The 25,273-nt window shown below is 32.3% G+C and carries 27 protein-coding genes and 2 pseudogenes; 8 read left to right on the forward strand and 21 right to left on the reverse strand.

From position 1 onward, the window contains the following. Window positions 1-59: 59 nt before the first annotated feature. Window positions 60-1,019, reverse strand: coding sequence for a helix-turn-helix transcriptional regulator (locus tag ACIQXI_RS11005; RefSeq protein ID WP_402924521.1), 960 nt, complete (start codon window positions 1,017-1,019; stop codon window positions 60-62). Between the two features lie 433 nt (window positions 1,020-1,452). Here ACIQXI_RS11005 and ACIQXI_RS11010 point away from each other — a divergent pair, with 433 nt between their 5' ends. Both ACIQXI_RS11010 and ACIQXI_RS11015 read left to right on the forward strand, forming a co-directional pair. Beyond that, window positions 1,453-1,773 (forward strand): YflT domain-containing protein, encoded by a 321-nt coding sequence (locus ACIQXI_RS11010; RefSeq protein WP_402924523.1) that lies wholly within the window; start codon window positions 1,453-1,455, stop codon window positions 1,771-1,773. 506 nt (window positions 1,774-2,279) lie between these two features. Further along, window positions 2,280-4,439, forward strand: coding sequence for a peptidoglycan D,D-transpeptidase FtsI family protein (locus ACIQXI_RS11015; protein ID WP_402925745.1), 2,160 nt, complete (start codon window positions 2,280-2,282; stop codon window positions 4,437-4,439). A 301-nt stretch (window positions 4,440-4,740) separates the two neighbouring features. On the opposite strand, the gene ACIQXI_RS11020 is transcribed toward ACIQXI_RS11015, so the two are convergent. The 5 genes from ACIQXI_RS11020 to ACIQXI_RS11040 form a co-directional block, all read right to left on the reverse strand. Then, window positions 4,741-5,532, reverse strand: a complete 792-nt coding sequence (locus ACIQXI_RS11020; RefSeq protein ID WP_402924526.1) for a phosphotransferase — start codon at window positions 5,530-5,532, stop codon at window positions 4,741-4,743. Between the two features lie 684 nt (window positions 5,533-6,216). Further along, the gene (locus ACIQXI_RS11025) at window positions 6,217-6,747 is read right to left on the reverse strand and encodes an AAA family ATPase (RefSeq protein WP_402924529.1); all 531 of its coding nucleotides are present in this window, start codon (window positions 6,745-6,747) and stop codon (window positions 6,217-6,219) included. 269 nt (window positions 6,748-7,016) lie between these two features. Then, window positions 7,017-7,208, reverse strand: coding sequence for a hypothetical protein (locus ACIQXI_RS11030; RefSeq protein WP_402925784.1), 192 nt, complete (start codon window positions 7,206-7,208; stop codon window positions 7,017-7,019). Window positions 7,209-7,374: 166 nt separating this feature from the next. Continuing rightward, window positions 7,375-8,145 (reverse strand): CPBP family intramembrane glutamic endopeptidase, encoded by a 771-nt coding sequence (locus tag ACIQXI_RS11035; RefSeq protein WP_402924531.1) that lies wholly within the window; start codon window positions 8,143-8,145, stop codon window positions 7,375-7,377. Between the two features lie 13 nt (window positions 8,146-8,158). Continuing rightward, window positions 8,159-8,470 carry a hypothetical protein gene (locus ACIQXI_RS11040; protein WP_402924534.1) on the reverse strand — a complete coding sequence of 104 codons (312 nt, stop codon included), beginning with the start codon at window positions 8,468-8,470 and terminating at the stop codon, window positions 8,159-8,161. A gap of 378 nt (window positions 8,471-8,848) precedes the next feature. Here ACIQXI_RS11040 and ACIQXI_RS11045 point away from each other — a divergent pair, with 378 nt between their 5' ends. After that, window positions 8,849-9,169: a YflT domain-containing protein gene (locus tag ACIQXI_RS11045; RefSeq protein ID WP_402924523.1), complete on the forward strand. Its 321-nt coding sequence runs from the start codon at window positions 8,849-8,851 to the stop codon at window positions 9,167-9,169. A gap of 345 nt (window positions 9,170-9,514) precedes the next feature. Here the strand turns inward: ACIQXI_RS11045 and ACIQXI_RS11050 are convergent, their stop codons facing one another. Both ACIQXI_RS11050 and ACIQXI_RS11055 read right to left on the reverse strand, forming a co-directional pair. After that, complete coding sequence (locus ACIQXI_RS11050) at window positions 9,515-10,567, reverse strand: serine hydrolase (RefSeq protein WP_402924536.1); 1,053 nt, start codon at window positions 10,565-10,567, stop codon at window positions 9,515-9,517. 295 nt (window positions 10,568-10,862) lie between these two features. Further along, the gene (locus ACIQXI_RS11055; protein ID WP_402924538.1) at window positions 10,863-11,492 is read right to left on the reverse strand and encodes a LysE family translocator; all 630 of its coding nucleotides are present in this window, start codon (window positions 11,490-11,492) and stop codon (window positions 10,863-10,865) included. Window positions 11,493-11,918: 426 nt separating this feature from the next. On the opposite strand from ACIQXI_RS11055, the gene ACIQXI_RS11060 reads away from it, so the two are divergent. Beyond that, on the forward strand, window positions 11,919-12,065 hold the full coding sequence (locus ACIQXI_RS11060; RefSeq protein ID WP_402924540.1) for a YrzI family small protein: 147 nt from the start codon (window positions 11,919-11,921) through the stop codon (window positions 12,063-12,065). Window positions 12,066-12,307: 242 nt separating this feature from the next. On the opposite strand, the gene ACIQXI_RS11065 is transcribed toward ACIQXI_RS11060, so the two are convergent. Both ACIQXI_RS11065 and ACIQXI_RS11070 read right to left on the reverse strand, forming a co-directional pair. Then, entirely contained in the window at window positions 12,308-12,658 is a 351-nt protein-coding gene (locus tag ACIQXI_RS11065) for a hypothetical protein (RefSeq protein WP_402924543.1), read from the reverse strand. Window positions 12,659-13,035: 377 nt separating this feature from the next. Then, window positions 13,036-13,431 carry a hypothetical protein gene (locus ACIQXI_RS11070; protein WP_402924545.1) on the reverse strand — a complete coding sequence of 132 codons (396 nt, stop codon included), beginning with the start codon at window positions 13,429-13,431 and terminating at the stop codon, window positions 13,036-13,038. Between the two features lie 212 nt (window positions 13,432-13,643). Here ACIQXI_RS11070 and ACIQXI_RS11075 point away from each other — a divergent pair, with 212 nt between their 5' ends. The 3 genes and pseudogenes from ACIQXI_RS11075 to ACIQXI_RS11085 all read left to right on the forward strand — a co-directional run. Then, entirely contained in the window at window positions 13,644-14,039 is a 396-nt protein-coding gene (locus ACIQXI_RS11075; RefSeq protein ID WP_402924548.1) for a hypothetical protein, read from the forward strand. Window positions 14,040-14,479: 440 nt separating this feature from the next. After that, the gene (locus tag ACIQXI_RS11080; RefSeq protein ID WP_402924551.1) at window positions 14,480-15,148 is read left to right on the forward strand and encodes a hypothetical protein; all 669 of its coding nucleotides are present in this window, start codon (window positions 14,480-14,482) and stop codon (window positions 15,146-15,148) included. Then, window positions 15,141-15,304: pseudogene (locus tag ACIQXI_RS11085) on the forward strand (amino acid--tRNA ligase-related protein); the annotation flags it as partial. The gene ACIQXI_RS11080 and the pseudogene ACIQXI_RS11085, both read left to right, overlap by 8 nt. A 273-nt stretch (window positions 15,305-15,577) precedes the next feature. Here the strand turns inward: ACIQXI_RS11085 and ACIQXI_RS11090 are convergent. The 9 genes and pseudogenes from ACIQXI_RS11090 to ACIQXI_RS11130 all read right to left on the reverse strand — a co-directional run bounded on the left by ACIQXI_RS11090 (window position 15,578) and on the right by ACIQXI_RS11130 (window position 22,567). Continuing rightward, window positions 15,578-16,102 carry a hypothetical protein gene (locus ACIQXI_RS11090; RefSeq protein WP_402924553.1) on the reverse strand — a complete coding sequence of 175 codons (525 nt, stop codon included), beginning with the start codon at window positions 16,100-16,102 and terminating at the stop codon, window positions 15,578-15,580. A 617-nt stretch (window positions 16,103-16,719) separates the two neighbouring features. Continuing rightward, window positions 16,720-16,983: a hypothetical protein gene (locus ACIQXI_RS11095; protein ID WP_402924555.1), complete on the reverse strand. Its 264-nt coding sequence runs from the start codon at window positions 16,981-16,983 to the stop codon at window positions 16,720-16,722. Window positions 16,984-17,334: 351 nt separating this feature from the next. Next, window positions 17,335-17,889, reverse strand: a complete 555-nt coding sequence (locus ACIQXI_RS11100; protein ID WP_402924557.1) for a hypothetical protein — start codon at window positions 17,887-17,889, stop codon at window positions 17,335-17,337. Between the two features lie 64 nt (window positions 17,890-17,953). Beyond that, a pseudogene (locus ACIQXI_RS11105) lies at window positions 17,954-18,058 on the reverse strand (integrase); the annotation flags it as partial. A gap of 1,470 nt (window positions 18,059-19,528) precedes the next feature. Next, on the reverse strand, window positions 19,529-19,708 hold the full coding sequence (locus ACIQXI_RS11110) for a hypothetical protein (RefSeq protein WP_402924559.1): 180 nt from the start codon (window positions 19,706-19,708) through the stop codon (window positions 19,529-19,531). 294 nt (window positions 19,709-20,002) lie between these two features. After that, window positions 20,003-20,752 carry an NAD(+)--rifampin ADP-ribosyltransferase gene (arr, locus tag ACIQXI_RS11115; protein WP_402924562.1) on the reverse strand — a complete coding sequence of 250 codons (750 nt, stop codon included), beginning with the start codon at window positions 20,750-20,752 and terminating at the stop codon, window positions 20,003-20,005. A gap of 142 nt (window positions 20,753-20,894) precedes the next feature. Next, window positions 20,895-21,311, reverse strand: coding sequence for a hypothetical protein (locus ACIQXI_RS11120; protein WP_402924565.1), 417 nt, complete (start codon window positions 21,309-21,311; stop codon window positions 20,895-20,897). 38 nt (window positions 21,312-21,349) lie between these two features. Next, the gene (locus ACIQXI_RS11125; protein ID WP_402924568.1) at window positions 21,350-21,991 is read right to left on the reverse strand and encodes a TetR/AcrR family transcriptional regulator; all 642 of its coding nucleotides are present in this window, start codon (window positions 21,989-21,991) and stop codon (window positions 21,350-21,352) included. Window positions 21,992-22,153: 162 nt separating this feature from the next. Continuing rightward, window positions 22,154-22,567: a carboxymuconolactone decarboxylase family protein gene (locus tag ACIQXI_RS11130; RefSeq protein WP_402924570.1), complete on the reverse strand. Its 414-nt coding sequence runs from the start codon at window positions 22,565-22,567 to the stop codon at window positions 22,154-22,156. 132 nt (window positions 22,568-22,699) lie between these two features. On the opposite strand from ACIQXI_RS11130, the gene ACIQXI_RS11135 reads away from it, so the two are divergent. Further along, window positions 22,700-23,140 carry an Lrp/AsnC family transcriptional regulator gene (locus tag ACIQXI_RS11135; RefSeq protein WP_402924571.1) on the forward strand — a complete coding sequence of 147 codons (441 nt, stop codon included), beginning with the start codon at window positions 22,700-22,702 and terminating at the stop codon, window positions 23,138-23,140. Window positions 23,141-23,413: 273 nt separating this feature from the next. On the opposite strand, the gene ACIQXI_RS11140 is transcribed toward ACIQXI_RS11135, so the two are convergent. Beyond that, window positions 23,414-23,965, reverse strand: coding sequence for a GNAT family N-acetyltransferase (locus tag ACIQXI_RS11140; RefSeq protein WP_402925747.1), 552 nt, complete (start codon window positions 23,963-23,965; stop codon window positions 23,414-23,416). Between the two features lie 273 nt (window positions 23,966-24,238). Further along, complete coding sequence (locus ACIQXI_RS11145; RefSeq protein WP_402924574.1) at window positions 24,239-25,189, reverse strand: YolC/YozM family protein; 951 nt, start codon at window positions 25,187-25,189, stop codon at window positions 24,239-24,241. Window positions 25,190-25,273: the final 84 nt, after the last annotated feature.

Genomic DNA, 25,273 nt, shown 5'->3' on the forward strand with positions numbered 1-25,273 from the left:
TCACAATTGATGTAGCTATTATAAAATAACTTCCCTGACAGCTAACGTCAGGGAAGTTATCATACTTGATGAAATTTTATTAATTCTGTTAGAGCTTCAATAATACTTTTCTTTAGACTTATTGGCTCGATAACTTTAATAGATTTATTGTACGGTAAAAGTAAATAAGGTACATATGTATGCATCATATCTTTTTCTAGAAGAAAAACTGCTTGATTTTCAGTCTGTGTTTGTAAATAATGCCCTAAAAACCAATGTTGGCAAATATCAGCCAATACACTTTTTTCCCCCTGAATAACCAAAGGAATTCTATTCTTGTCTTCTATAGTTGGAAGGAGATTGTTTATAAAAATATCACGTGCTGAAAAATTTTCTGGCAAGTTAAACTTATTTTCGGTTAGCATTAGATTTTCAATTCGATCTACTCTAAAACTACGGATACCATTTCTGAGATGACAAAATCCTATCACATACCACTTATTATTCCAGTAAATAATTTTATACGGGTCGATAATTCTATACTTTAATTGCTTTTCGGCACTTTTAAGGTAAAGAAATTTTACTGAGTTCCCGTCAGCTACGGCCTGCTCCAACTCCTTCAAAAATGGTTCAATAGAGAGTGAACTGCATCGACTTATTACTTCGAGACTAGTTAAATGTTGGTTTATCTTTGTTTCCTGCTCTTGATTTGAATATTTACTTAGTTTTGAAATGGCTCTATTTAGTGCCTCACCTCCATAATATCCCGCTTCTTCTGCAAAAACAGCAGCGTGAAATAGTGAAGTTTGCTCCTCAAAATCAAAAAAAAGAGGAGCTTCAATAAAATTGTTCATTAAAGAGTATCCACCGTTATGTCCTGGTTCTGAGATTATAGGTACGCCACTTGTTGAAATTGTGTCAATATAACGATACACAGTCCTTATATTTATTTCTAACTTTTCAGCAATTTGTTTTGCAGTAATTTTTTCATCTGAACGAAGCATCCATAGAATTGCTAACATATTATCAATTTTAGGCATGTAAACCCACCTTTATTAGGAACTTACTATCTATCATATATGTTCTATTGTACTAAATTAATAATAAGTAAATGTGACTTTATTTATTATGAGAATTTAACTTATTTCCAATAAAATACGATTTCATTATGAATTTAAGTATTAATCTTCACAATCTAATTCTATTAATAACATAACTCTCCACAATATGGCTCTTTAACGAAAACGAGCGCTGATTCTTGTTGCAGAATTGCACCCTATTCTTGAATATGGTAAAAACCCTAAATAGATTAGTGCCCAATTATAGAATAACAACATACAATGTTTTCGAGTTGTTCATTAGTATTCCATTAGTTGTTAAAGCCAATTGAACATAATGAAAAACTAAAAAGATGTTTATTCATTCAATTTTGTGGAATAGATTAAATGTGAATATATATTGGAGGGATAAATAATGACAGTCAAATTAACAGTAGAAAACGTAGTACAGGCGAAACAAGAAGTGGAGAAATTAGAAGCGCAAGGATATCTTCGAGACAACATTTACATCTTTGCTCACTATGAAGAACGTGAAGATGATATTAACGATGCACTGGGGACTGAAGAACCTGGTATTAGCGAGCAAGGGTTCCTGACTTCTATGAAGAACTTGGTGAATTCTCGTGGAGATGAACTCCGCAATAAGTTAGCTTCTGTCGGATTAAGTAAAGCGGAAGCTGCTCAATTCGAAGAGGTACTCGATACAGGTAAATTGGTCATCATTGCCAATAAGTAAAAACAAACCCGGGAATCCAATCCCGGGTTTGTTTTTCATTTTACAAGTCCTCCTCCTCTTCACTTTCTTCTCTAACTCATTAAAAGCTATTTCACTCATACATATAAACCCTCCTCCACTAAATTGTGTCCCTTAGTTTTTGTACATCAGCTTATAATTTAACCTGAATTTTAACACAAATTAACTAATTTAAAAAAAGGCGTTATCTAATTAAATGGCCCTTTAATGAACACAAGAACGTCGTAGAATAATTGAAAAAGAATAAGTATTATTTTGGAACTTATTCCTATTTTTTGCGTCGAACTTACATATAGTTAACTGAAACAAATATATTTTCAGGATCAGAAATTAGCAAAATGAGAAGCAACAATCTTTGATAATACAGCCATTCTGTTTCGGATGATGTTACCGTTAATAGTTATTACATTTATAAAGGAAGTGGGAAATACTTGAGTAAACGCGTATTAAGTCAACGAAATTCAAAAGAAAAAGAGAAGCAACAATTAATGTTGCCTTTACGAATGAATATTCTATTTCTATTAATCTTTATTGTGTTCACTTTGCTTATTTTCCGTCTTGGTTATATACAAATAGTTAAAGGAAATTATTACGTTGGTAAAGTAGAAAGTAAAGAGGAAATACAAGTGAATACGAGTGTTCCTAGAGGACGTATTTATGATCGTTATGGGCGTGTCTTAATTGATAACCAACCTGAAAATGCCATTACATACACGAGAATGCCGAAAACAAAAAATAATGAAATACTTACGATTGCAGAGCAGTTAGCCGCGTTAATTGATATGCCAATTAACCGTGTGACATTTCGTGATAAACAAGATTTTTGGATTATTAAAAATAGCGAAGAAGCAATGAAGAAAGTCAAAACTGAAGAGATGGACAAATTCCGATTATCCAAGGAAAACATATCCGAAAAAGAGGTGGATAAAGAATATAATCGTCGTATGCTAGAACGCATTTCGGAAGAAGAATTAGCACAATTATCACCACAAGATTTAGAAGTGTTAGCGATTTATCGTGAAATGACATCTGGCTATCTTTTATCGCCACAAATTATTAAAAGTGAAAATGTGACTGATAAAGAGTTTGCATTGGTTTCTGAACGATTATCGGAGCTACCTGGTGTAAATACTACAACAGACTGGAAGCGTGTACGCCATGTACCTTTAAGTGTTTTAGGTAGAACTACAACACCAAGTAAAGGAATACCAAAAAGTAAGAAAGACTATTATTTAGCACGTGGCTATTCGCGAAATGACCGTGTGGGAGAAAGTTTTTTTGAGGCTCAATACGAGGATCTTTTACAAGGTGAGAAGTCAGTAATGAAAAACGTTACTGATAGATCAGGTACTATTATTGAAACGTTAGTGACTGATGAAGGAGAACCTGGCAAGGATTTAGTAACAACACTTGATATTGAACTACAACTAGAGGCAGAACGTATCGTGGAGGATGCTTTATTGAAAATGAAGTCTGGCGGTGCTGGGAGCTTATTAGACCGTGCTTTCTATATCATGATGAATCCTCATACGGGTGAGATTTTATCGATGGTTGGTAAAAAGGTGGAATATGACGAGGCTGGTAAGATGTATCTAGCGGATTATGCTTATGGGACATTTACGACTGCATATGAGATGGGATCTACAATCAAAGGAGCAACAGTCTTAACAGGTTATCGTGAAGGAGCCATTTCAGTTGGAGAAAGACAAGTTGATGAACCGATTGTATTAGGAAGAGGGTTGGTGAAAAAGTCGATTTTTAATCCTAATGGTAGAATGGTGATGGATGATTTAATGGCTTTAGAACAATCCTCAAACGTTTATATGTTTAAAACGGCCTTGAGCATGGGTGGATTAACCTACCATCCATATATGGCGACAGCTTCGTTATTAAAGGATGATACTTTACAGCGTTTACGTAACGGCTATGCACAGGTGGGGTTAGGTGTACTAACGGGGATCGATGTACCTGGAGAAACAAACGGGGTAATAAATAAACCAGATTCGCCGGGTAAAGTACTTGATATTACAATTGGCCAGTTTGATACGTATACACCGCTACAACTAGCACAATATGTTTCAACGATTGCCAATAACGGTTACCGTGTACAACCGAGATTCTTAAAACAAATACGTAAACCTTCAAAAAATGGTGCAACCTTAGGTCCTTTAATTTCTGAGGTTGAACCGAAAATACTTAATCAAATTGAGAATACACAAACTGAAATTAATCGGGTAAAAGAAGGATTCCGTCGTGTATATTACGGGACAAAAGGTTCGGCCCGTTCTTATTTTTCCGATACACCATATACAGCAGCTGGTAAAACAGGTACTGCAGAAGTAGTTTACTATGGACCACAGGAAAATCGCTGGAATACAAATACTATTAACTTGGTTCATGTGGGATTTGCGCCATTTGATAAGCCAGAGGTAGCTTATGCTGTAGTAATTCCATGGGCGTCAACTAATTTAAATCCTGATACTTATTATAATAATATTATCGCTCGTAAAGTACTGGATAAATATTTTGAATTGCAAAGTAAGTACCAGAACGAAGGGTTAACTAATAGTCTAGTAGAGCAAAAAATTCGTCCCACAGATACAGAAAAATTAAACGAAGATCAAGAGAAATCATCAATAATTGAATAGTATTTTAGAAAGCAAAGGAACTACAAAAGTGATTATTAAGAAGGCTAATATAATATCTTTTTACTTAGTATGTGGCTGTCCAATAAGTCCAGAAATGTAAGACTACTGAACGAAAAATTGTCATTTTTCGTTCAGCTTTTTTGTGTTGCATTTAGTATCGATATTAATGACATCCCTTATTCCCTACTATAGTGATTTTCTACATTCAGTGCGCCCAAACTTATGTTCAAGAAAGCTTATTAGGTTCATTTTGCATACTCTATAAATCTTTGTTGAACTAAAGTTAGTAAAAAACCTATCCTTAAATCCAATCTTTACTATGTTCACAAATAAATTTAATATCTTGTTGATAATGTTCAACGTGCCCTTCATCTTTCATCTTTTGAAAAGCACTGTCACCTTCACTGGCTTTTCTTTTAATGGTTTTACATAACCCTTCTAATCGTAGCAATACCATCTCCAAATAATCGTCTTTTATTCCCTCACCGTAAGATTCAAAAAACAATCTAACTCTTCGTTTTATATGGTTAGCATGCAGTACTGAATTATAATAAACTTTCTCACCTGTTTCAGTAAAATAAAATCTACTTAAGGGGATGCAAGTATAAAGAGTATAGGCTATGTCCCAAAGTCTAGGACCAGGTCCAGCAACATCAAAATCAATAATACCTACTGGTCTTTCATAATTAAAAATAATGTTGTATATCGCAAAATCATTATGGCATAATACCTCATATTGTTGTGGGGTGTTATCTATCGATTTCCAGCTATCGTCAAAAGAAAAATCACTCACAGAATCATGATAAAGACGGAGCATTTTCCCTATTTCTGATAAGACATCATCAGACCACATGAATTCTTTTGCAGGATAATTACCAGCTTCCCCTTCAATAAATGATAATATCTCTCTTCCCTTTTCATCAATACCTAAAAACTTTGGTGCATAACTGAAACCTTTGTTCTCCAAATGCATTAATAACTTATGAATTTTAGGACTATCTGGCTTTAATTCTCGTCGCACAGTATCTCCTGAAAGACAAACAGTAGAGACATTCCCTCCTGTTAAAATTTCTTCGTTCTCCTGTTTTGACATCTATAAATTCCTCCTTAATAAGACTTTCTATAAACCGTAAAAAAAACTTGTTTCGTCAGCTAGCGCGCTGCGTTAGTTAAAAAAAAGTGCCCTCCAGACTTAAAGTAAAGCACCCTTTCGTTCAGAAATTTACATATATCAACATATTCAACGCATTCGAAAAAAACCTTCTTCCGGAACCACACCGTTAGTCGAAGAAGATACCTTCCCAAAGCGACGTTTGGGTACTATATTATTGATTACTTTGATGATGTAGAAATGGGTGAAGTTAGTTTTTCCCAATCAGTTGGTCCCTCATCAGATTCAATATACTTTCTCCAATACTCTCCGCTTTTCTTATCAAAAATAATAATATTGCTATCATTTAGTGAGATTAACTCATATCTAAATTGTTCATCCAATGTTTTATTGTCGGATTTGATATTAAAAATTGCGAAATAAAGAAAGAGCCTAAAAGAATGCATATTCCTAAGAAAATAATAGATACAGACATTAAGTGTTTACTCTTCTACTGACCACCTTTTAATATAATGTCTTCATTGTATCATTTTACAAAATCTCCCCAAACCCACGTTGGGTAGCACATCTTTAAAAATTGTTATTCAACAATCTGGCCCTTTAATGTAAACGAGCGCTGATCCTTATTACAGAATCGCACCCGTTAGTTGAATAACATATATATTTTTAAAGAAGATTTAACTTCTCCCTTACAGTATTGACAATCGCATTAACACTAACATTCTCTGTCTCTATGTACTCTCCAAAATTGTAATCATTATATGCTTTTAAACATTTATCAGTTTGTTTAAAACACCAATCTCCTTCAACTTCTCCACGTTCCCGCAACCTATCATATATAGTCTCCTTACTTGCTGTTAAACAGAAATGGTATGTATTGCCGTCAATGTTGTTAAACCCATTGAAAATATAGCTAAAATATTTAGGATTTCTAATAGTCATAGGTACAATTAAATTGACATTATATTTTGATATTAACAGCTTCGCAACCTCAACTGTTAACTCTCTCCATAATTGTAAGTCTTGAAAATCTCCTGTTTCTGCTTCAAATCGTTTTATTTCTTCAGGTAAAACATTTCTTAACATATAACCTACTTCTTCAGGGTCATATAACATACTATTTTCAATAACTTTAAGAAGTTTATTAGATATAGTAGTCTTTCCAACTCCAAAAGCACCATTTATCATTACTATCATTATTATCAACTCCAACCGAAATAGTTTGGCTTTTTTTCTAAGGTATGCTTATTCAACTCTTCTCCATCTTTAGTTCAAGAAAAACGTACCCCAAGACTTATAGTAAAGCACCCCTTTTTGTTCAACAATTTATATATATTAACTTATTCAACACAATCGCAAAGAACCCTTCTTCTTCAACTAAACTGCATCGTTCGTATTATAATGCCCAGCCTCAATCCTTCCGCCGAGATAACACCAAGTATTATTTAAGTGCTGGGAATTTCTTTTCAAAAGTAAAACGTGATAAATATTATTAATTTTTTTAATATCACAGTAGCAAGGCTATGTTCTGCACAGAGAGTCAATGCTGTGAATGATAATCCTAACGCCATAGCAAGCTTATAATCCTTCCCAGCTATATAAATATAAAGGTTAATTAAAGTTGCTACTATTGCGGCAAGCCCCAATAATATCCACATATACTGATACCTCCATGATAAATCCAATTTTCAATATAGACATAAATTGGAATTATAAGGTTCTCTAACCGTCGTTTGCAAACATTTCTTAAAAGAATGTTATTCTGCAATATGGCCCTTAAATGAAAAAAAGCACTTTCCATATTCCAGGAAAGCGCCCGATTGCTTAATAGAGTATTGAAGCAATTAAAACGTGAAGAAAGATATCTGCTGACATATGTGCAATCATTGCATATTCTAAGCCCTTCCTCCAGTACAAGTAACCAAACCACAAGCCTAAGAGCCCATTTAGCACCAATGCCCGTATTACAATAATTGTAGATATATCTCCGAATACTTGTATTGTCGCTGGCAAATGCCCTAATCCAAATATTATTGCTATCAGAAAAATTGCAACGTAGTAAAAACTATTTGGGATATTATCCTTTTCTTTTTTTGTTATCCAAGCCAATAACCATACTATGAACGTCATGCCAAACAATCGAAGCATTATTTCTTCTGTAATTCCTCCGTATATTGAAGCAAGTAAACCTTGCCACCAATTTGGCATGGGGAGTTGAACCTTTGGTACTCCTATCAAAGCGCTAAAAACGAATAAATCTAGTAAAATTATAATAACGCTTCCAATTAATGCTACAACAACACTATTGATTAACCACTTTTTTGATATATGTACTCGTGTTTTAGGATAAACAAGACCATTTAGAAGTGAAGCGTTTAACCCTGTACGATTTTGAAGCCTTAAACCAACCAATATCAATACAAACATATATAAAACTTGAAAAGTTGAATTTATCATAACTATTAATGAAGTTGGTATATCACCCGGTACAGATTGATTGCCCATTAAAGTTATCGAATATGGAATTATAGCGAATATCCCTAATATATTTAATATTGTAAATAACAGGACAAGTTTTATTCTCCAGTTTCCCACGTATACACTCCTTTCAATATCCTATTTGATTTAATCCTTTTACTGTAATAATCAAAATCACATCAATACTAGCCAACATTCCATTAGTTGTTAATGCCACTCCAACACTAAAAAGAGCCATCACAATAATTAACAAAGATCCTATTATAAGAATCAGTCCCCAACCATTTTTTCCTTTCATTTTATATTCTTCAATTCCCATAATTGCAAAGAGAGCGCCAAGCAATAAAGAAGATAGTGGAGCATATGAAAAATCCTTTGTCATTAATCCGTACAATGAAATGGCTACTACAATTAAAGTAATCATTCCTTTAATAATCTTCAAGTTAGTTCCCCTCCATTGAAGACAGACTTTATTTTCAATTCATTTATAACTTTATATATTTTAACATTAATTACTAATTAAAGAGTATGTAGTTAATCCACAATCTGGACCTATCACCGAAAAGGAACAACAATAGCTTGACGAATTTTTGAACATGGAACCGTTAGCAGCAGTGAATGAATTACAGCTTGTGGGCATTCATTTGCCTCAAGCGGTTCTTCCTTTTGACAATGATGAAACATTATGGTGTTGACTACCTAGTAGTTTTTTTAAAAGCATAAAACCTCACAACATATGGGAGGTGACTTTCTCCGTATGTTTTATTCATTCAGTTTAGTGGTATAGATTAAATGTGAACATATATTGGAGGGATAAATAATGACAGTCAAATTAACAGTAGAAAACGTAGTACAGGCGAAACAAGAAGTGGAGAAATTAGAAGCGCAAGGATATCTTCGAGACAACATTTACATCTTTGCTCACTATGAAGAACGTGAAGATGATATTAACGATGCACTGGGGACTGAAGAACCTGGTATTAGCGAGCAAGGGTTCCTAACTTCTATGAAGAACTTGGTGAATTCTCGTGGAGATGAACTCCGCAATAAGTTAGCTTCTGTCGGATTAAGTAAAGCGGAAGCTGCTCAATTCGAAGAGGTACTCGATACAGGTAAATTGGTCATCATTGCCAATAAGTAAAAACAAACCCGGGAATCCAATCCCGGGTTTGTTTTTCTTTTTCAAGTCCTCCTCGTCTTGCTTGGACTCTATATTCCAGATGGCCTTTCAACCAAATTAGAATAAGGCTGATTTCTCAAAGATTGTTGCTTCTGGTTTAAGTATCTTATTCAATTAATTGACCCTTTAATGAAAACGAGCACTGATTTTTGATATAGAATCGTGCCCGCTTGCGGAATAACTTTATCTACTATATTTTCCAATAAAACACCTAATGCGGAAAATTACTACAAAATGTATAATCCATGCTCGAAATTATGCACATACTTTTATTTTTTCTTTGCCTATCCACACTATTTCCCTTTTTCAAGGCATAGATAATTCATTTTTTATTAATGTGCGAAATTCAGCATCTTGTAAAAATTTCAGCTTAAAAGCATTCATATTATGAGATAGTTTTGTTTGTACAAGTGTAGTTAAATCATTCGCAAAAAAGGCTATTTCAGTCTGATTCCCCTCTTTATCTGTAGCATACATAGCCGTTGTAACAATAAATCTAGTAGACCCTCCCTTTTGCCCCGCATGAACAAGCCAGTCACGATTCTTTGGATTTTCCATTAATTGTTCCATTACGGGATCAAGATATTTATAGATATCTTCGTTAAAGTGTGTTTTGTTGTTTAGTATATTCATAATATATACGTAGTCCTCTGAAGTTGATCGTGGTAAACGATCGGACCAAACCTTTTGAATATCCATGTCTAAACTTTTCACTAATTGTTTTTTTTCTTGCGCAGTCGGTGGGGAGTTCAGCCACTTATTGTGAATATCCATTGCTCTTTTTCGATATTCAGTAATATCCATACTTTCCATTGCTTCTAGCATTTCCTGTTTAGTTAAGTTCTGCTGATTCATTAGCTGGCTAGGTATAAAAAGGGCACTTACTATTGGATATAATGGTTCATGATTAAAAATCCCTAAGCTTTCTGGAATATTGTTGATATTTTGAAGCCCTAGCACATTCATCAAGTATTCGGTATTCGCATTTGAGCTAAAAGCAATCATTCCTTTTGCGACTTCACTTAAATGAACTTTACCTACCTCTTTGCCATTGTTTAGATTAGCAATCCAAGCATCATGTGCTCCACCGTCCGTTTTTGGAACATAAAAGGCGTTCAGTTCCTCTAAACTAACTTCTTGTTGTGGATCAATTTTACCATTTGCTGCCTGACGTGCATATTCAATTGCGATGATAATTTTAGCCGTGCTTGCTAAAGGTAGCAGTTTAGTTTGATTAACTTCTACCCACTTTTGCTCATTATAATTGATTGAAAGCGAAACTTTTTCGCTTTCTAAATTCTCCTTAATAAACTGTAAAATGTATTCAGGATCTTCCTCAGTAACTTCCTTTTTAAACATATAAATTCCAATTCCTATCACCAGACTAAACAAAATTACAATACTCACTATTATCCACAGTGTAATTTTCAGTTCAAAATCCACCTCACTTTTAATTAATATTACATCTACGATTAATAATCTAACTAAGTTTCAAAGAAAATACTTTGAGTTAAAAGAGTGGAGAAATTGTGCACGATTATTGAAGTTCATTTTTCAGTGTACCAAACTAGCATTGGGGCGTTATTAGGTAGAAAACAGCCCTTTCAAATTAGAAAGGACTGTTCATTAGGGGGCACTACTCTATTTTACAAGTTTATTGGGGAGCTTTCGTTTGTAGCAGTTTTAACCCCATACAAATAAATATCATTCCTGTTAGTCTATTTAGGATTATTCCTAACTTTTGGTTTCCTCTTAGCTTATTCGTAACGTACGAAGAGAAATAAGCAACAAATAAACACCATAGTAGTCCAGTTGCAGTAAAAGTAAGTCCTAAAATTAAAAAAGGGATAGGTCCAGATGCCTTAACATCTATAAATTGCGGAAGAAACGCAATAAAAAATAAAGATACTTTTGGATTCGTTAGACTAGTTAAAAGTCCCTGAATATAAATTTTTCTTAAGTTTATTTTTTTTGAAGATGGTTCGAAACCTATGTTCGATTTATCAAGTATCATTTTAATTCCTAGATAAACAAGATAAATAACACCAATTATTTTTATAGTATTAAATAATACAATAGATTTTGTCAGTATAAGCGATAAGCCAAATGAAACTAATAACGTATGAACTAAGGACCCCGTTATAATACCAAACACAGAATAAATACCAGCTCGTCTACCTTGTGAGATACTTCTACCAACAATATACATGGTGTCCGCACCAGGGATTAAATTCATTAAAATTCCAGTTAATAAAAATACTTCAAAATTAATTATGCCGTACATTTTAGCACCTCTAACGCTATTTTTTAGGGTGCCCTTGTTGATAGTAAAGTAAATGAAAGAAAAATAAAAGTGGTTTTTAATTCTTTATTGTTCTTAACTATTTACACAATAAGGAATTTTTATCAAAAGATGTTTACAAACAACTTAAAGATGGATATACTTACAAAGTAAACAAAAAATTCTTAAGGAGGTCGAATGAAATGATCATTATCGTTAATTTAATGTCTTTGTTAGTTACAACTTCAGTAAAAATCAAATTCACACATTCGACCAAATCGGAATGGATCGCTTAATTTTTTTATAATTTTGCATACCCATGCCGCAGGGAGAATTGTGCCCTGCGGTATTTTTATGCCTTTTTTTCACCGTAGGGAGTCTCTCTACGGTTTTTTTTTTTTTATTGGAAATTTAAGGAGGTGATAATAAATGATATTAAACATTTTTGCTCTCACGATCACTATTTCTAAACGTGAAATCTCTCTTGAGAAAGCTCTTCATAATGAAAAAGTAAAAAAAATCTATGAAGAGAACCGAAGAAAAGTAGATAATACTCTTCGTAATCGTCAATATTAATTTAAAAACATGAAAGGTGGGAATTGAAATGCTTTACAAAAACAAAAGACGTCATGCAATTTTATGGCTGGAGAAAGACTCCACCTAGCTACTCGATGAAGTAATAGTAAAGCTAACCCGTCCTTATCTAGGATGGGTTGCTTCAGGAGGTATTTTGCACTTTTTCAAGTAATATTTTAACCATCCAACAATAAAATACATTTTAAGTACACTGTTTTACAAAATGCCATCGAGATTTAACCCTATTCGCCAACTTGAAGCAAGTACCTTTTTTCTTTCCCGTTATACTCCACAATCAAAATATCTCTTCTTTCCTTTAGGGAAAATATCTTTGCACTAACTGGTAATTTATTTGCCATCCCTTCTAATATTTCACCTATTTGTTTATCTTTTATTAATTTTTCCTCTTCAATCCAATCTATACCCGTTTTATAAACTTTCCCATCAAATTCAAAGATGTCTGCATTTGGATTAAGTTTTAATACTTGTTCCTTACTTAAGACTCCCCCTTCATTCAGACCAGGACTTCCTGAACAGCCAATTAATATACAAGGTATTAGGAATATTATAAGAACAGTAAATAATAATCGCATAAACAGCCTCCTTTATATAAAGGTGTAAATATTTATCAAACTGTTTCATCTTGTTTCTTTATTTTATTAAACCTCGTCTTTAATCGAAGTATAACCTTCCCAAAGTTTCATTCGGGGATATTTCTTTGCGTACCGTTGTGAATCCATATAAATCCGGGTAGACCCCCTATTCAACAATCTGGCCCTTTAATAAAAAAAGCGCTGATTCTTATTACAGAATCGCGCCGGATTGTTGTAGATCGTTGTTGAATTAGAGCACTAATCCCTCTTCTTATTTACTATATATTACCAATAATCTTATATTTATTCTAATCATTTCTCAAAGTAGAAAAAGGTCTTACTTCCTATCTAATTAGCTTAACAAGCTTATTGAAGATTTATTGGAAAGTTCCACTACCATTTTCGCAAGTTTGCTTTAATTCCCTCTTATATTTAGTATAGGAAACAAGTACTTCTATCAAATATAAGCCCCATAGTATTGGATTAGTCCATTCAATACCCACCTGAGAAACACCACCAAGTAAGCTTAAAATTATTAGTAATGAGAAAATGTATATCCCAGAAAAAAAAGAGAAATTAAGTTTTTGTTTGCTTGATTTAAATATCGGTTCACCTTTTTGACGAGTAATAAAAGCTAATGCAATACAGGTTACAGCTCCCATAATCACTATTGAAATATTTATACCTATCTCGGGGAAGAAGTCTATTACTACTATTAAAGTGAAAAATCCCATTAATAAAATTTGTGCTATATGATGTATTCTTTTTTTCATGAGACACCTTCCTCCATTCCATCCAAACTACAGTTACCAATTTTAATCATAACACCCATTCCCTTTATTCAGAAAGAAATTGTCAAAATTTTCACTCCTTGTTAATAAAAAATCCCCCGTTAGCTTAAAATAAACTCACATCAAGATATTAAAATCCTATATTTAATTTAGAGATGTTATTTTAATTAAATGCTCTTTTAATGAAGGCTATTTTGAAAAGTTTGATTAAATCAACTGAATTTGAAGCATACAATGTTAATGTGAATAAAAATGAAACTATTCAAATGATAAATGAGGATGAACTATTAGATAGGCATAGTTCAATAAATAAAATAGCTAAAGCTATAGATAAAAAACTGTCTACGACTCATACAAATCAAATTAATGGAATAAATATGAATATTCCCCCTCCAGATTCCCCCCAAGTGTTAACTATTGAAATAAATACACTATTAGAGGGAAAAAACCAAGAAACTATTGGAGAAGAAATAAAAAACATAGTATATACAACGTTAGAGACAGAGTTATTTTCTAATAAACTTGTAAGTGAAAGTACTATCGAAATATACATCTATAACAAACATAATGAAAAAATAAAAGCATCTTAAAAAAGATGTTTTTTCTAAAATTCGAATATAAACGTATCACTATTTCTGCTGTTTTAAAAAATTGTACTTTTGTACCTACGAAGGTACTAATAAAATTACAACGGTGAGAATTATACTAGATACACTAAACAGTACGTCATAATCATGTAAATATTGATGTATCAATTGTTTACGATGCCTTCATAAAAAGCTGTATAAATAAAAATCATAGAAAAAGCCGCGAAACATTGACCTAACAGCACTCACGGCTTTTTTGAGTATTTCCAAACTATCATTTGGGAACGTACCTTGTTACACTAAAGCCCTCATTAGTTGAAAAGCACATACTTTATTCAGAAAAGGTAAAAATACAATTAATTCGATAAAGTCGTAAGAGGTGTATTGATGAAAATTAAAAAGAAGTTAAATCATTTTATACTTTCCCTTGGAGAGAGGAATTAATGAAAAAAAATCTTTTACTTCTCTTCATTTGTGTTTTTTTAGTTAGTTGTCAACAAAGTACAGACCAAAATACCACGAAGGATTCAAAAATAGAATCCGAAGCTGAAGTAGCTTTTTTCCCTGACAATGAAATGAGCTTAACATTAAAAGAAGCTATTGAGATTGCCCAAGAAGAGGCACTTAAGTGGAGTAAAGAAGCGTTGTTATATAGCGGAAACAGCGTTGATAAAGATGATACTCCTACAGGAATGGATGGCAAAAGAAAACATTGGAACATTGAATTTGGAATACCAGGTAAAACAGATTTTTATCTAGTGACTATACGAGATGGAATGGCAGATGAAAAAGCGCATGTGGCTGCTGGATTTGAAGTAATGCCTAAAAATTATTTTATCGCTAGTGTTGAGGAATTTAAGTATGACACGCCTGAATTATTAAAAAAGGGAGAAAAAATCACCAATATATATCCAGGCGACACTTTTGCTAAAGGATATAATTTTAGTTTCAGTAAAGATCCTCAAAAAAACATTCCGATTGTAAATGTTATTGGTTGGGATCAGAATAAGAAAAATATGATTTATTTAGAGTTCAACGCGGTAACAGGAGAGCTTGAAGATAATTTTGAAAGAGAACAATATAAAACTACAGGTGAAATGACCATCATTTAATTATGGTGTTCCACCGCATGGAGGTTTTGCTATAGGACTAGAACGTTTAACAGCAAAACTCCTTGGATTAACGAAGTTCGGGAGGCAAGTGATTTTCCACAATCATCGATTAACACCTTGAATGGTCTATTAAGCTTTATAGTTGAAACTTTTTAATAATAATTCAGCCCACTTCAAATAGTGGGTTTTCTTGCTTTTATAATGAAAACTACTATCCTACCTTGTTAACTTAAGTACAATTGTTCACAATCTCTTTGGTATATAGTCTAATCAGTTATTTACGAATAGGGCCTTGTAATGAAAACGAGCGTCGATCCTTGTTACAGAATCGCGCCAAATTGTTGAATACTAAGAAAGTAACTCAATGTAAAGCCCCGTTACTTTAAGTTTATTTCTTCACATTCTTATATGTTTGTTCTTACTTTTCTTTTAATCTTTAAATATATCTATAATCTCATCATATGCATTTTTAGTTTCATCGTATGTTGGAATATCAAGAAATTGAACATTTGAGACATCTTCGAAGAAGAATTCTTTAATTAATATTTTTACACATTTCTTAATTTCATTTATGTCTAACTCATCTGATAGTTTAGTCCACATATAGATATAAGTTGGTTTATGATTGTTTTTGTTTAAAGGTGCAAAATGATTAACTTGATACAATAAGCCTTCATCATCTCTCGGATATCTATAATCATAAACTATTTGAGAATCTCCTTTGAGAAATTCTTCAATTTCCTTCTTGTATTCATAATCTTCTTCAAGGTCTAATTCATTGTTATATAAATAAGCTAGACTAATATGAGTGATAATATCAAAATAACCCATTTTATTGGTCCTATTAGCATCGGAATAAATTGTTATCTCATCATTGCAGCTTTTATCACAAAGTCCATATTCTCCAAACCAAAAATTCGTATGACGTATATGGACGTATACTGTATCTAGCATTTAAATTCCGCTCCTCTTTTATTTGATTAGTAATTAATTAAGTATGTAAAAATCACCAAACTTAAAGATGTTCAGTTCACACAATTCAATCTCCATCAATTTAATACTTGATTGCATTCTTGCTGTCCTTTACATTTTCGATATGACAATACAAACCAATATAAAAATTCCTATTAAATGAAGAATACTTTAAGTGGATGGGGAGAAATTCTTTCAGGTTTTATCGCAACATTTGTCATTAAGATACTTCCCATCGTTCTAAAGGATTCCCCATAGAATATTTAACCTATCAAACTTCTTAATAATGCAATACTTTTCCATATATGTAATTTTTCCTTATTAAACTCAAATGCTCGCTCCGTTAGTTTAAGTACTTTTTTTCACAATATCGAAATCCAATTTGATTCGGGTATTTTATTCAATTAAAAGGCCCTTTAATGAAATCGAGCGCCGATCCTTGTACAGAATCGCGCCTGTTTATGAAGATTGTTTTTCGACAATAGGCCCTTAATTATATTTCTCAAAACAATTGAAAGATATTGTGTAGTAGTGGAAAAGCATTTAATTACTTAGAGAAGTAAAAGAGCATCAAATTTGATGCTTTAATATCAGTATTCTTATTCTTCATCGGGTTCACAAAGAAGGGTAAAAGTACGGTTAGAAAGGTTTACTTTATATTTTGAATTATATCTAGTGCATGGTACTTCAAATGAATCTTCCTCTGTTATAAGGGTTAATGTTTGGTCATCATCCCAATCGTGTACACAAAATTTGTTTGGATTATCAATGCTAACGTATACAGATAAAGATTCGTGTGCTACTAGTGTCCAGCCATTTGATAAAACAGTTTCCTTTGTTTTCGATGTTTTGAATATATTCAATATTATCCACCTCAGTATATAAGATGTTACTAGTATAGGGATTTATTTAACAAAAGACCATGGTTATATTAGACATCTAAATATTAGATAATTCTTTACTGAACAATATGAGGAAATTATGTAGTAAACCTTAATAAATATATTGAGTATTCCATCACTCTTAATGAATATTCTAAATAACATCACTAATAACAATCTGGCCCTTTAATGAAAACGAGCGCCGATCCTTGTTCCAGGAAAGCGCCCGATTGTGGAAGATTATAACCATAATTCATGTTAAACTAAAGCTGCTCGTTAGTTGAAGAACTAATTTTACGCATGACTCCTTTATATTTGTTGTATGGTACTATATTATTCCGCATGTTCTTTCATAAATTTATCAAGTGCTTTACCATAAGCATCTTTGTTTTCCTTACTTAACTCATAAAGCGCATTTTTCCAATTATCTCCATCCACTCCTGATAAATGTGGAGTACTTTTTAGTACAGCTTCTTGCATATTCGGCTTATCCTCTTTACTAGCGTCTTTAATAAGCTTTATTGCTTTTCTTGCATCTGTTACCCCTACTTCTATGTCTTTGTGAATGTCTTTATATTTATCAGGAACTTTTACATATTCCATATTGTCTAAAATCTTATCCATCTTGTTTGCTGTTTTTAAAATATCTTTTTCTTTGTCTTTGTCTTCCATAGCTTCGAACGAGTTTACTATTAATAAATCCTTCAAGTATTGAAACTCTACTAATTGTTCACAAATATAATCGGGATACTGTTTCTCTGATAAGACTGTTTTCATTGTTGATTTGCTTAACTGCTCAGTCTTAGGAGTAGACTCTTTATTTTCTATCGCACAACCTACTAATAATAGAATAGGTATTGCTAATGATACGAGTTTCGTTGCTTTCATTATATATCCTCCTTTTTGAAAGTATTGTAATACTACATGCGTGTCTTGATTGAATGAAAGTTTTTTAAAAGTATTTACTGTATAAATCTTGTCTTAGCTTTCCGCTTAGTTGAGCGTATATCTTTGTAGTCTCACTCTTTTCATGACCCAGTAAACTTTGAATGACATCACCTACACTCTAATTCAAATTGAATAATTTCGAAATGATTTCATCACTTCCTGGAGAAAACATAAATATTGAGAACGAAATACATAATAATCCAATAAGTACTGAGCTTAATCTTTTTTTCCCAAGTAGCCCCTTAATCACTAAAAATAATCCTACAAATAATATCAAGAAATACCAAAATCCCATATTTCCCCTCCCTTTATAACTTAATATTACGACGTTATCATTCACTACAAAGTTCTTCCTGATTTTAAAATAATTACTTTTTTAGTTAAAAAAAGTATCCAATCGTCATTTAGTAAACCTTCAAAAAATTGTTATTCCGCAATCTGGCCCTTTAATGAAAACGAGCGCTGATCCTTATTACACTGGGTACTGCAACCAATTGTTCAATACCTTATTGAAGATAAGTACCCGTTAGCTTAATAAACATCTGTTAGTCTTCATCAAAAAAAGTTACAGTGGATAAATTTAATAGTGTGCTACTATTATTGCTAAACCTAAACTTAATTCACGACTTACAATAAAAAGCGTTTTTTCATTATATTTATATTTTATTGACAATTATTTACAAAAGTGATATTTTTATATAAAGGAGGTAATTATACGGGATATTTATTTGGATTCATTTTTTTATTAATAGGTATTTGGCAAATAATAATAACCTGGCGAACATTCATGGGTCTCAAGAAAGACGGAGATAAAAGTACGTCTCCTTTTATTATGCTAGGCCTTTGGAATAGTTTAGTATTTGCCATAATTTTCATTGCTGTTTCACTCGGATGTTTCTTCATCAATTTTTAAATATTACTATTTAAAATTGTTTTCGTTTGTTCATTACTTTACAAAGAATGTGATAAGACAATCTCGTTTTTGAATCGTCTTAAGCAGTATATTAAGTATCGAACCAATACAAATATAAACAAAGCATAAATGAGTGATTCTATAAAATACCTCCAAACTCCCATTATGTAATATTTAACCATAAAATTCTTATTCACACTTCAATCCTCCGTTAAGAAAAATTATAATGAAGCAAATCTTTAGAATTTTTGACTTCTCAAATTTTAACAATATATTCCCTTGATTTATATAAGTAATTTTTTCCTTATTGTACTAACCTGCACCGTTAATTAAAGTGTAATTCTTCACAATCTGACCTATATGTTAACTTAAATATCCAGATCTTATAAAAGTGGTGTTCCATTATATGGTCCTTGAATAAAAACGAACGCTGATTCTTATTACAGAATCGCGCCCGATTGTTGAACATTGATATTCACTAAAGCAACTTAGTTACGGAAATATATTAAAAGAAAAATATCCATAATAGAACGGTAAAGCCTAAAAAGATTACTTCAAATAAAAAAGAAAGAAATTTAAAATTAACGATATGAAGTTTCTTTGGAGCATTTTTTTTAGAAATTAATAATGTACTAACACTACCCGTTAGAGAAAAGTCATTACACTCTAATACCATTCTTTAAAGAATACCCATTCATCATTGTCCAATGAAAATATAGATTTGCATTGTTTACATCTTATAATAACACCTGATGGATACCTTGGATTATCAACTACAACCTTTGTTATACATTTTTCATAACCACACTTAGGACATTTTTGTCTCATATCTTTTCTAGCTTTCATTCAAACCTCCAAAACCTGTATCTTTATTTTACTGATTATAGCATTGAAGTTTATTGAATAATGCACCCAAAGCGTCGTTGGGGATATTTCTTTGCTTACCGTCCTGAATCTGTATAAATCTGGCTAGACCCCTTATTCAACAATTTGGCCCTTTAACGAAAAAAAAAGCGCTGATTCTTGTTGCAGAATCGCGCCCGATTGTTGAATATCGTTTTACCTTAACCTCCAGCTATCAAAAGAAATCTTGATTCAGTTGAATTAATTAGAATAAATTTTATAATAAAATACTGTATGTCAGTTAATAATTTCTCCCTTGTTCTCTGCTAAATTTTTGCGCCATCTATGTCGTTCAGGATTTGTAAGTTTCCTCCAGTCGGTTTCTTCACCGATAATCCTTAAAGGCTCTGATGATCGATAAGAACGTGTTAAGTTACCAGGGAATTTTTTGTCCGTAACATTTGGGTCGTCTTCAAATTCACCTGTTGGTTCTACTATATATACATGTTCTTTTCCTTCTCCTTTTGCCAATGCCGCTGCTAGTCCTGCGCCATTGGCGTTAGCAGTGAAGTAAATGTGATTCATTTTAAGCCCAGGTTGGTAATTCGAATTTTCACCTGCTATCAGTAAATCACCAACCTGTAAAGCTGCCTTTGTTCCATGATAGAAAGGTCCTTCATCAGAAGGCACACCGTTATGAGCGTTTGACAATTCATAATTTTTTGCCGCATTAGCAGAATCACCCATCTCCTCATAGCATTTGGCAATGTATGAATATAACGTTACATACGCACTCCTTACATCATCATCATTTATATTTATTGCACACTGTAAAGAGGTTTCCATCCATTTCAATTGGTCTGAAATACTGTTTTGTTTACGAGCTAAATGATAACCTACGATAAACCTTTCGTAGTCGTCTTGTGCTTCGTTCCATGCTTGGTGAAACATTTTGGTTGCACCTTCATCGTCACCTGCATCTTCCTTGTTCATCCCACTCATACAAAGTTTAATAACGATGTTGTTTGGATCAAATTTTGTATTCATCTAATTTAACCTCCTGGTTATTAGGTTAATTTTCCAAACTACTTACTTTATTTGAAAAATCTCTATTTTAAGAACCATTTCTTTTCAGAAATATTTTATAGTAGAAAATTAATTCTACTAACTGGATTAAGGAATGAGTTATTCATTTCTTATTTTTCCCTCTACCTGTATAAAAAATAATTCGATTTTGCGGTCGGATTAGGATAATGATTATCATGATTAGCAGTATACCTTGTATTCCTTGTTCTATACGCATCCATAATGGGTATACATCCCCGCCACCTATAGCCAATGCAAAAATTCCTAAAGCACCTGCTATAGAGATGATCATAATACGTACATAAGCTGAACGCTTCTTTTCTTTTAGCTTAAATCCAAATCCTAAAAAAATAAGGGACAAGATGGCAAGTCCTCCTGAACGGAGCCATACAAATCCATTAACGCTGTCATGGAAGACAGTAACTAAAATTAATAGAAATAGACTCATCACTAAGAAAACAATTTGTATTTTAATAACCTGCCCAACAGGTTGAGCAGATGATTTGTTATTACTGTTCATAAAAAAACTTCTTTCTATACTATTTTGTTGAATAAAGGTTATATAATCTCCTCTTTCCGGGTTGCTAAATCAAATAAGATTTTTAATTCCTTTGAATAGGACTCAAGGTCCAAATTAGGATCCAATGCTAATTGAAAACCAACCCCGTCAATTGTGTCGCGAATTGTAGTTGCTAACACTTTTGCAGAAAAAGTACTCAAAGCTCTAAAACTGCCGTCTTGTTGTCCTAGCTCCAAAAGCTGAATAATTGGGGCTAAGAATTGATCATTTGCAGTCACATCAAATAGGCGCTTTCCCTCTTTCGTACGGGCATTTGCCAGAATTTCTGTCACAGCAATAATTTTTTTCGGATTATCGCCCATAAAAGCTAAATTAGATTCGATATAGGCTTTTAAAATATCCTTTGCCTTGACTTTTCCTTTCATATGAGAATCCATATAAATTGCACCTGCTTGATAAACTTCCATTACCACCTGCTGTATTAGTTCTTCCTTACTCAAAAAATGATACGAAATCACTCCTTTACTAATTCCAGCTTCCTCAGCAATCCGTGATATAGAAGTATTCACAAATCCTTTTGTGGCAATTACCTCAATTGCACAATCCACAATTTGAGCACGTCTGGCATCTTCAATAAATGAGCGATTTTCTGGCTTATTCAATTTATTATTTGTACGCATGAACTAATTTTAGTACAGTCGTACTAAAATGTCAACAAAGCTTTAATTCTAAGAATCGACTCTAATAATTTTCCACTCTTATTACAATAAAATGGCCCTTTAATAGAGGAAGACGCATTCCTTATTAAAGAAATGCGCCCGATTGTTGAATAAGAAAATTGTTTATTTTTCAGGTTTCAATTTCATCATTGCTCCAAAATTTTGTGAAGCAGTCGTAAAAGAAATAAATGCGCATAATTCACTTATTTCCTCTTGGGTGAAGCACTCTTTCAAAATATCAAAAAATGAATCAGCTATGTCACCCTTTTGTTTTAAAAAGACTTCTGCAAATCCTACTGCAATAGACGTTTTTTCATTAAACTTTTCAGGTTCAGGTCTTCCTTTGGCTTTACAATACTCACATCCGTTACTTTGGGCTAATGTTCTTCTCACTTGTTCCTTTAATTGAGATGTTAATAGTCCATCTTTTTCTAGCGTATCTCCTAGCTGATTCCATTCTTCCATTACTTTTTTATTATGCCCCAATAGTCGTTGAAAAGGTGTTTCTCCTAAATTAGATTCCAATATTCTTGCCATAAAACTTCCTCCTTGTTATATTTGACTATGAACTAATTATAAAAAATAAAATAACTAAATTACATTAAATTCACAACTGTTTTCAAATAATTACTTTTAAAATTTATGTTTTTTTGGAGGGAATCTTTAAAAATGAAAATAGATAATATTGATAAAAAAATTTTAGATGAACTACATAATAACAGCCGTTTGTCAATGAGCGAGCTTGGAAGAAGGGTGAATCTGTCTTCTCCATCAGTAACGGAACGTGTTAGACAAATGGAGTCATTTGGAATTATAAAAAAATATACTTTAGAAGTTGATTATGAGAAATTAGGTTTACCAATCCAATGCATAATTGAAGCAACAATTAAAAATGGGGACTATAATTCTTTTAAAAATTATATTGAGAAACTGCCAAACATTGAATTTTGTTATCGAATAGCAGGAAGTGCGTGTTATATGCTAAAAATGCAGTTTGAAACGTTTGCTAAAGCTGAAAAATTCATCGATGAAGTAAATTCAATCGCTCAAACTGTAACACATTTTATTTTTTCACAAGTTCCAACGAATTTAAAAATCTTTATGGATTGAAGAATAATTAGTTGTAGTAACACTCGACCTACATAAAGAAAGAGCGCAATTTTTACTCTAGAAATGCGCCCGATTGTGGAATATTGTTTTTCAATTAAAGGCCCTGTAATTAAAGTATAGGAACGATAAAAAATGCTGGTATACAGCTTTCTAATTTGTCTCTATACACACCAAAAATGCACAAACGTTGATTTAACAAAGTTCGTGCATTTTTAAAAAACTTTCATTTTAGAATGTTTATTAAATTTATTTTTGATACTGAATTAATCTTTATTACTCGTTTCTATTAATTAATGCCCACCTTGTATGGTCTTCCCATTTCCCATTTACTTTAATATATTTCTTAGAAAGACCTTCATTTTCAAATCCTAATTTGCTTACAACCTTTCTAGAAGCCATATTAATCGGCATAATAGGTGCCTCTATTCTATGTATTTTTAACTCATCAAAAACCACTATAATGGCTTTTTTTATTCCTTCTGTTATTAAACCTTTATTGATTTCCTCTTTGTCTAATTTGTAACCTAAAATACAAGATTGAAGAACACCACGTACAATCGAGTTAAACGTTATACATCCTATAATTTTTTGTTCATCATTTTTATTAGTAATCCATAACCTAAATATTGTTCCATTTTCATTAGACTTGAAATCTTCTTGAAGAAATTTCTTCTGAAAATCAAGAGTATAAAATTCCTCTGGACGTTGAGGTTCCCATTCAGATAAAAAAAATCGATTCCTATTGTAGTATTGAAGAACTTCCTCAGCCCAACTTTCATCAATCTGTCTTAATATTAACCTTTGTGTTTCATAAATTTTCAAAATACACACTCATTTCTACCGTTTTATACCATTATAACCATCCTATTCTACTTACTGAAGAAAAATTTCCCCAAAAGAATGTTATTTCACGAGTATGGCCCTTTAATGAAAAAGGCACTTTCCTTCAAAAAAACCATCTCATCTCTAAGAAATCTATAGAGGAGAGATGGTTTTAAATCAAACTTTATTATAAATAATCAATCTCTTTTACAAAGCTACATCAGTATAATATTCCTCTATGTATAGTTCAGTCTATAGGTATGTTGGGTTAAATAATTAAAAAGAAACATCAGATACACTGACAAAAACATCCCCTTTAAAAATTCTTCCATCAGATGTTGTTACCACTATTGTATGGTCACCAGAAGAAGCAGCTGATTGGACCCATGTAGTAGAACCATTAGCCACTAAATTATAAGTTTGCGTGTGACCACTCTGTTGAATTTGAACTGTTACATTTGTCCCTGTATTGTTTGTAACATGAAATTTATAATCCTTCGAATCTGATGATTGCGCCCAAGACATTTTATAGATACCATTTCCTTTAAAAATATCTGTACTAGAAATAATTACACGATTTTTTGTTCCTTGAAAATCTTCAACAACATCACTGATTACGGCATCTGATTCAATGGAAATTTTATCAGTACTCTTTATAACCTGTATTTCATAAGAAATATCTTTTTTTGGTAGCTCAGATTTCTTGGAAACTAATAAATCTTCTAACTCCATTTTCAAACTTTCACTGGATAATTCACTGTACTCAGGAATAGTTAATCTTAGTATTGGTTCAGGTTCAATTGAAGGGCTGTAAAAATCCACGTCCTTATAATTTTTCTCTTGTATATAATCCCAAACAATATTTGAAACCTTATGCATAAAAAACACTGTATCCTCATCTTGTAAACTTCTTTTAGTAATTTCGATGTTGTATTCGTTCAAATCTGTTTTATTTACATTTTCCTCTAAATACTTTTTCAGTTGTACGTCACTTTTCGTGTCATCCATTACAATCGAAATTGTCTGGTCTGTATCACCTACCCCAAAACTAAATAACCCAAATTCATCCCATGCATTTTCTAGTACAGATGCAATGCGGTCCCCTCCTGACTCATCATTATTATTACGTGTATTATCATTAGAGGAGCTATCATATTTGTTAATGCTTATATTCGTTACTATGACGACTACAACAACTATTATTAAAACAGAAACAAACTTTCTCATTACAATTCCTCCTCTCTAGATTTATTTTACCAAATTAATCCATACATTTGTTGAACTATTCTGCTTCGTTAGCTTAAGTTTTAT

The organism is Lysinibacillus sp. NPDC097195 (assembly GCF_044762075.1).
Taxonomy (GTDB): domain Bacteria; phylum Bacillota; class Bacilli; order Bacillales_A; family Planococcaceae; genus Lysinibacillus.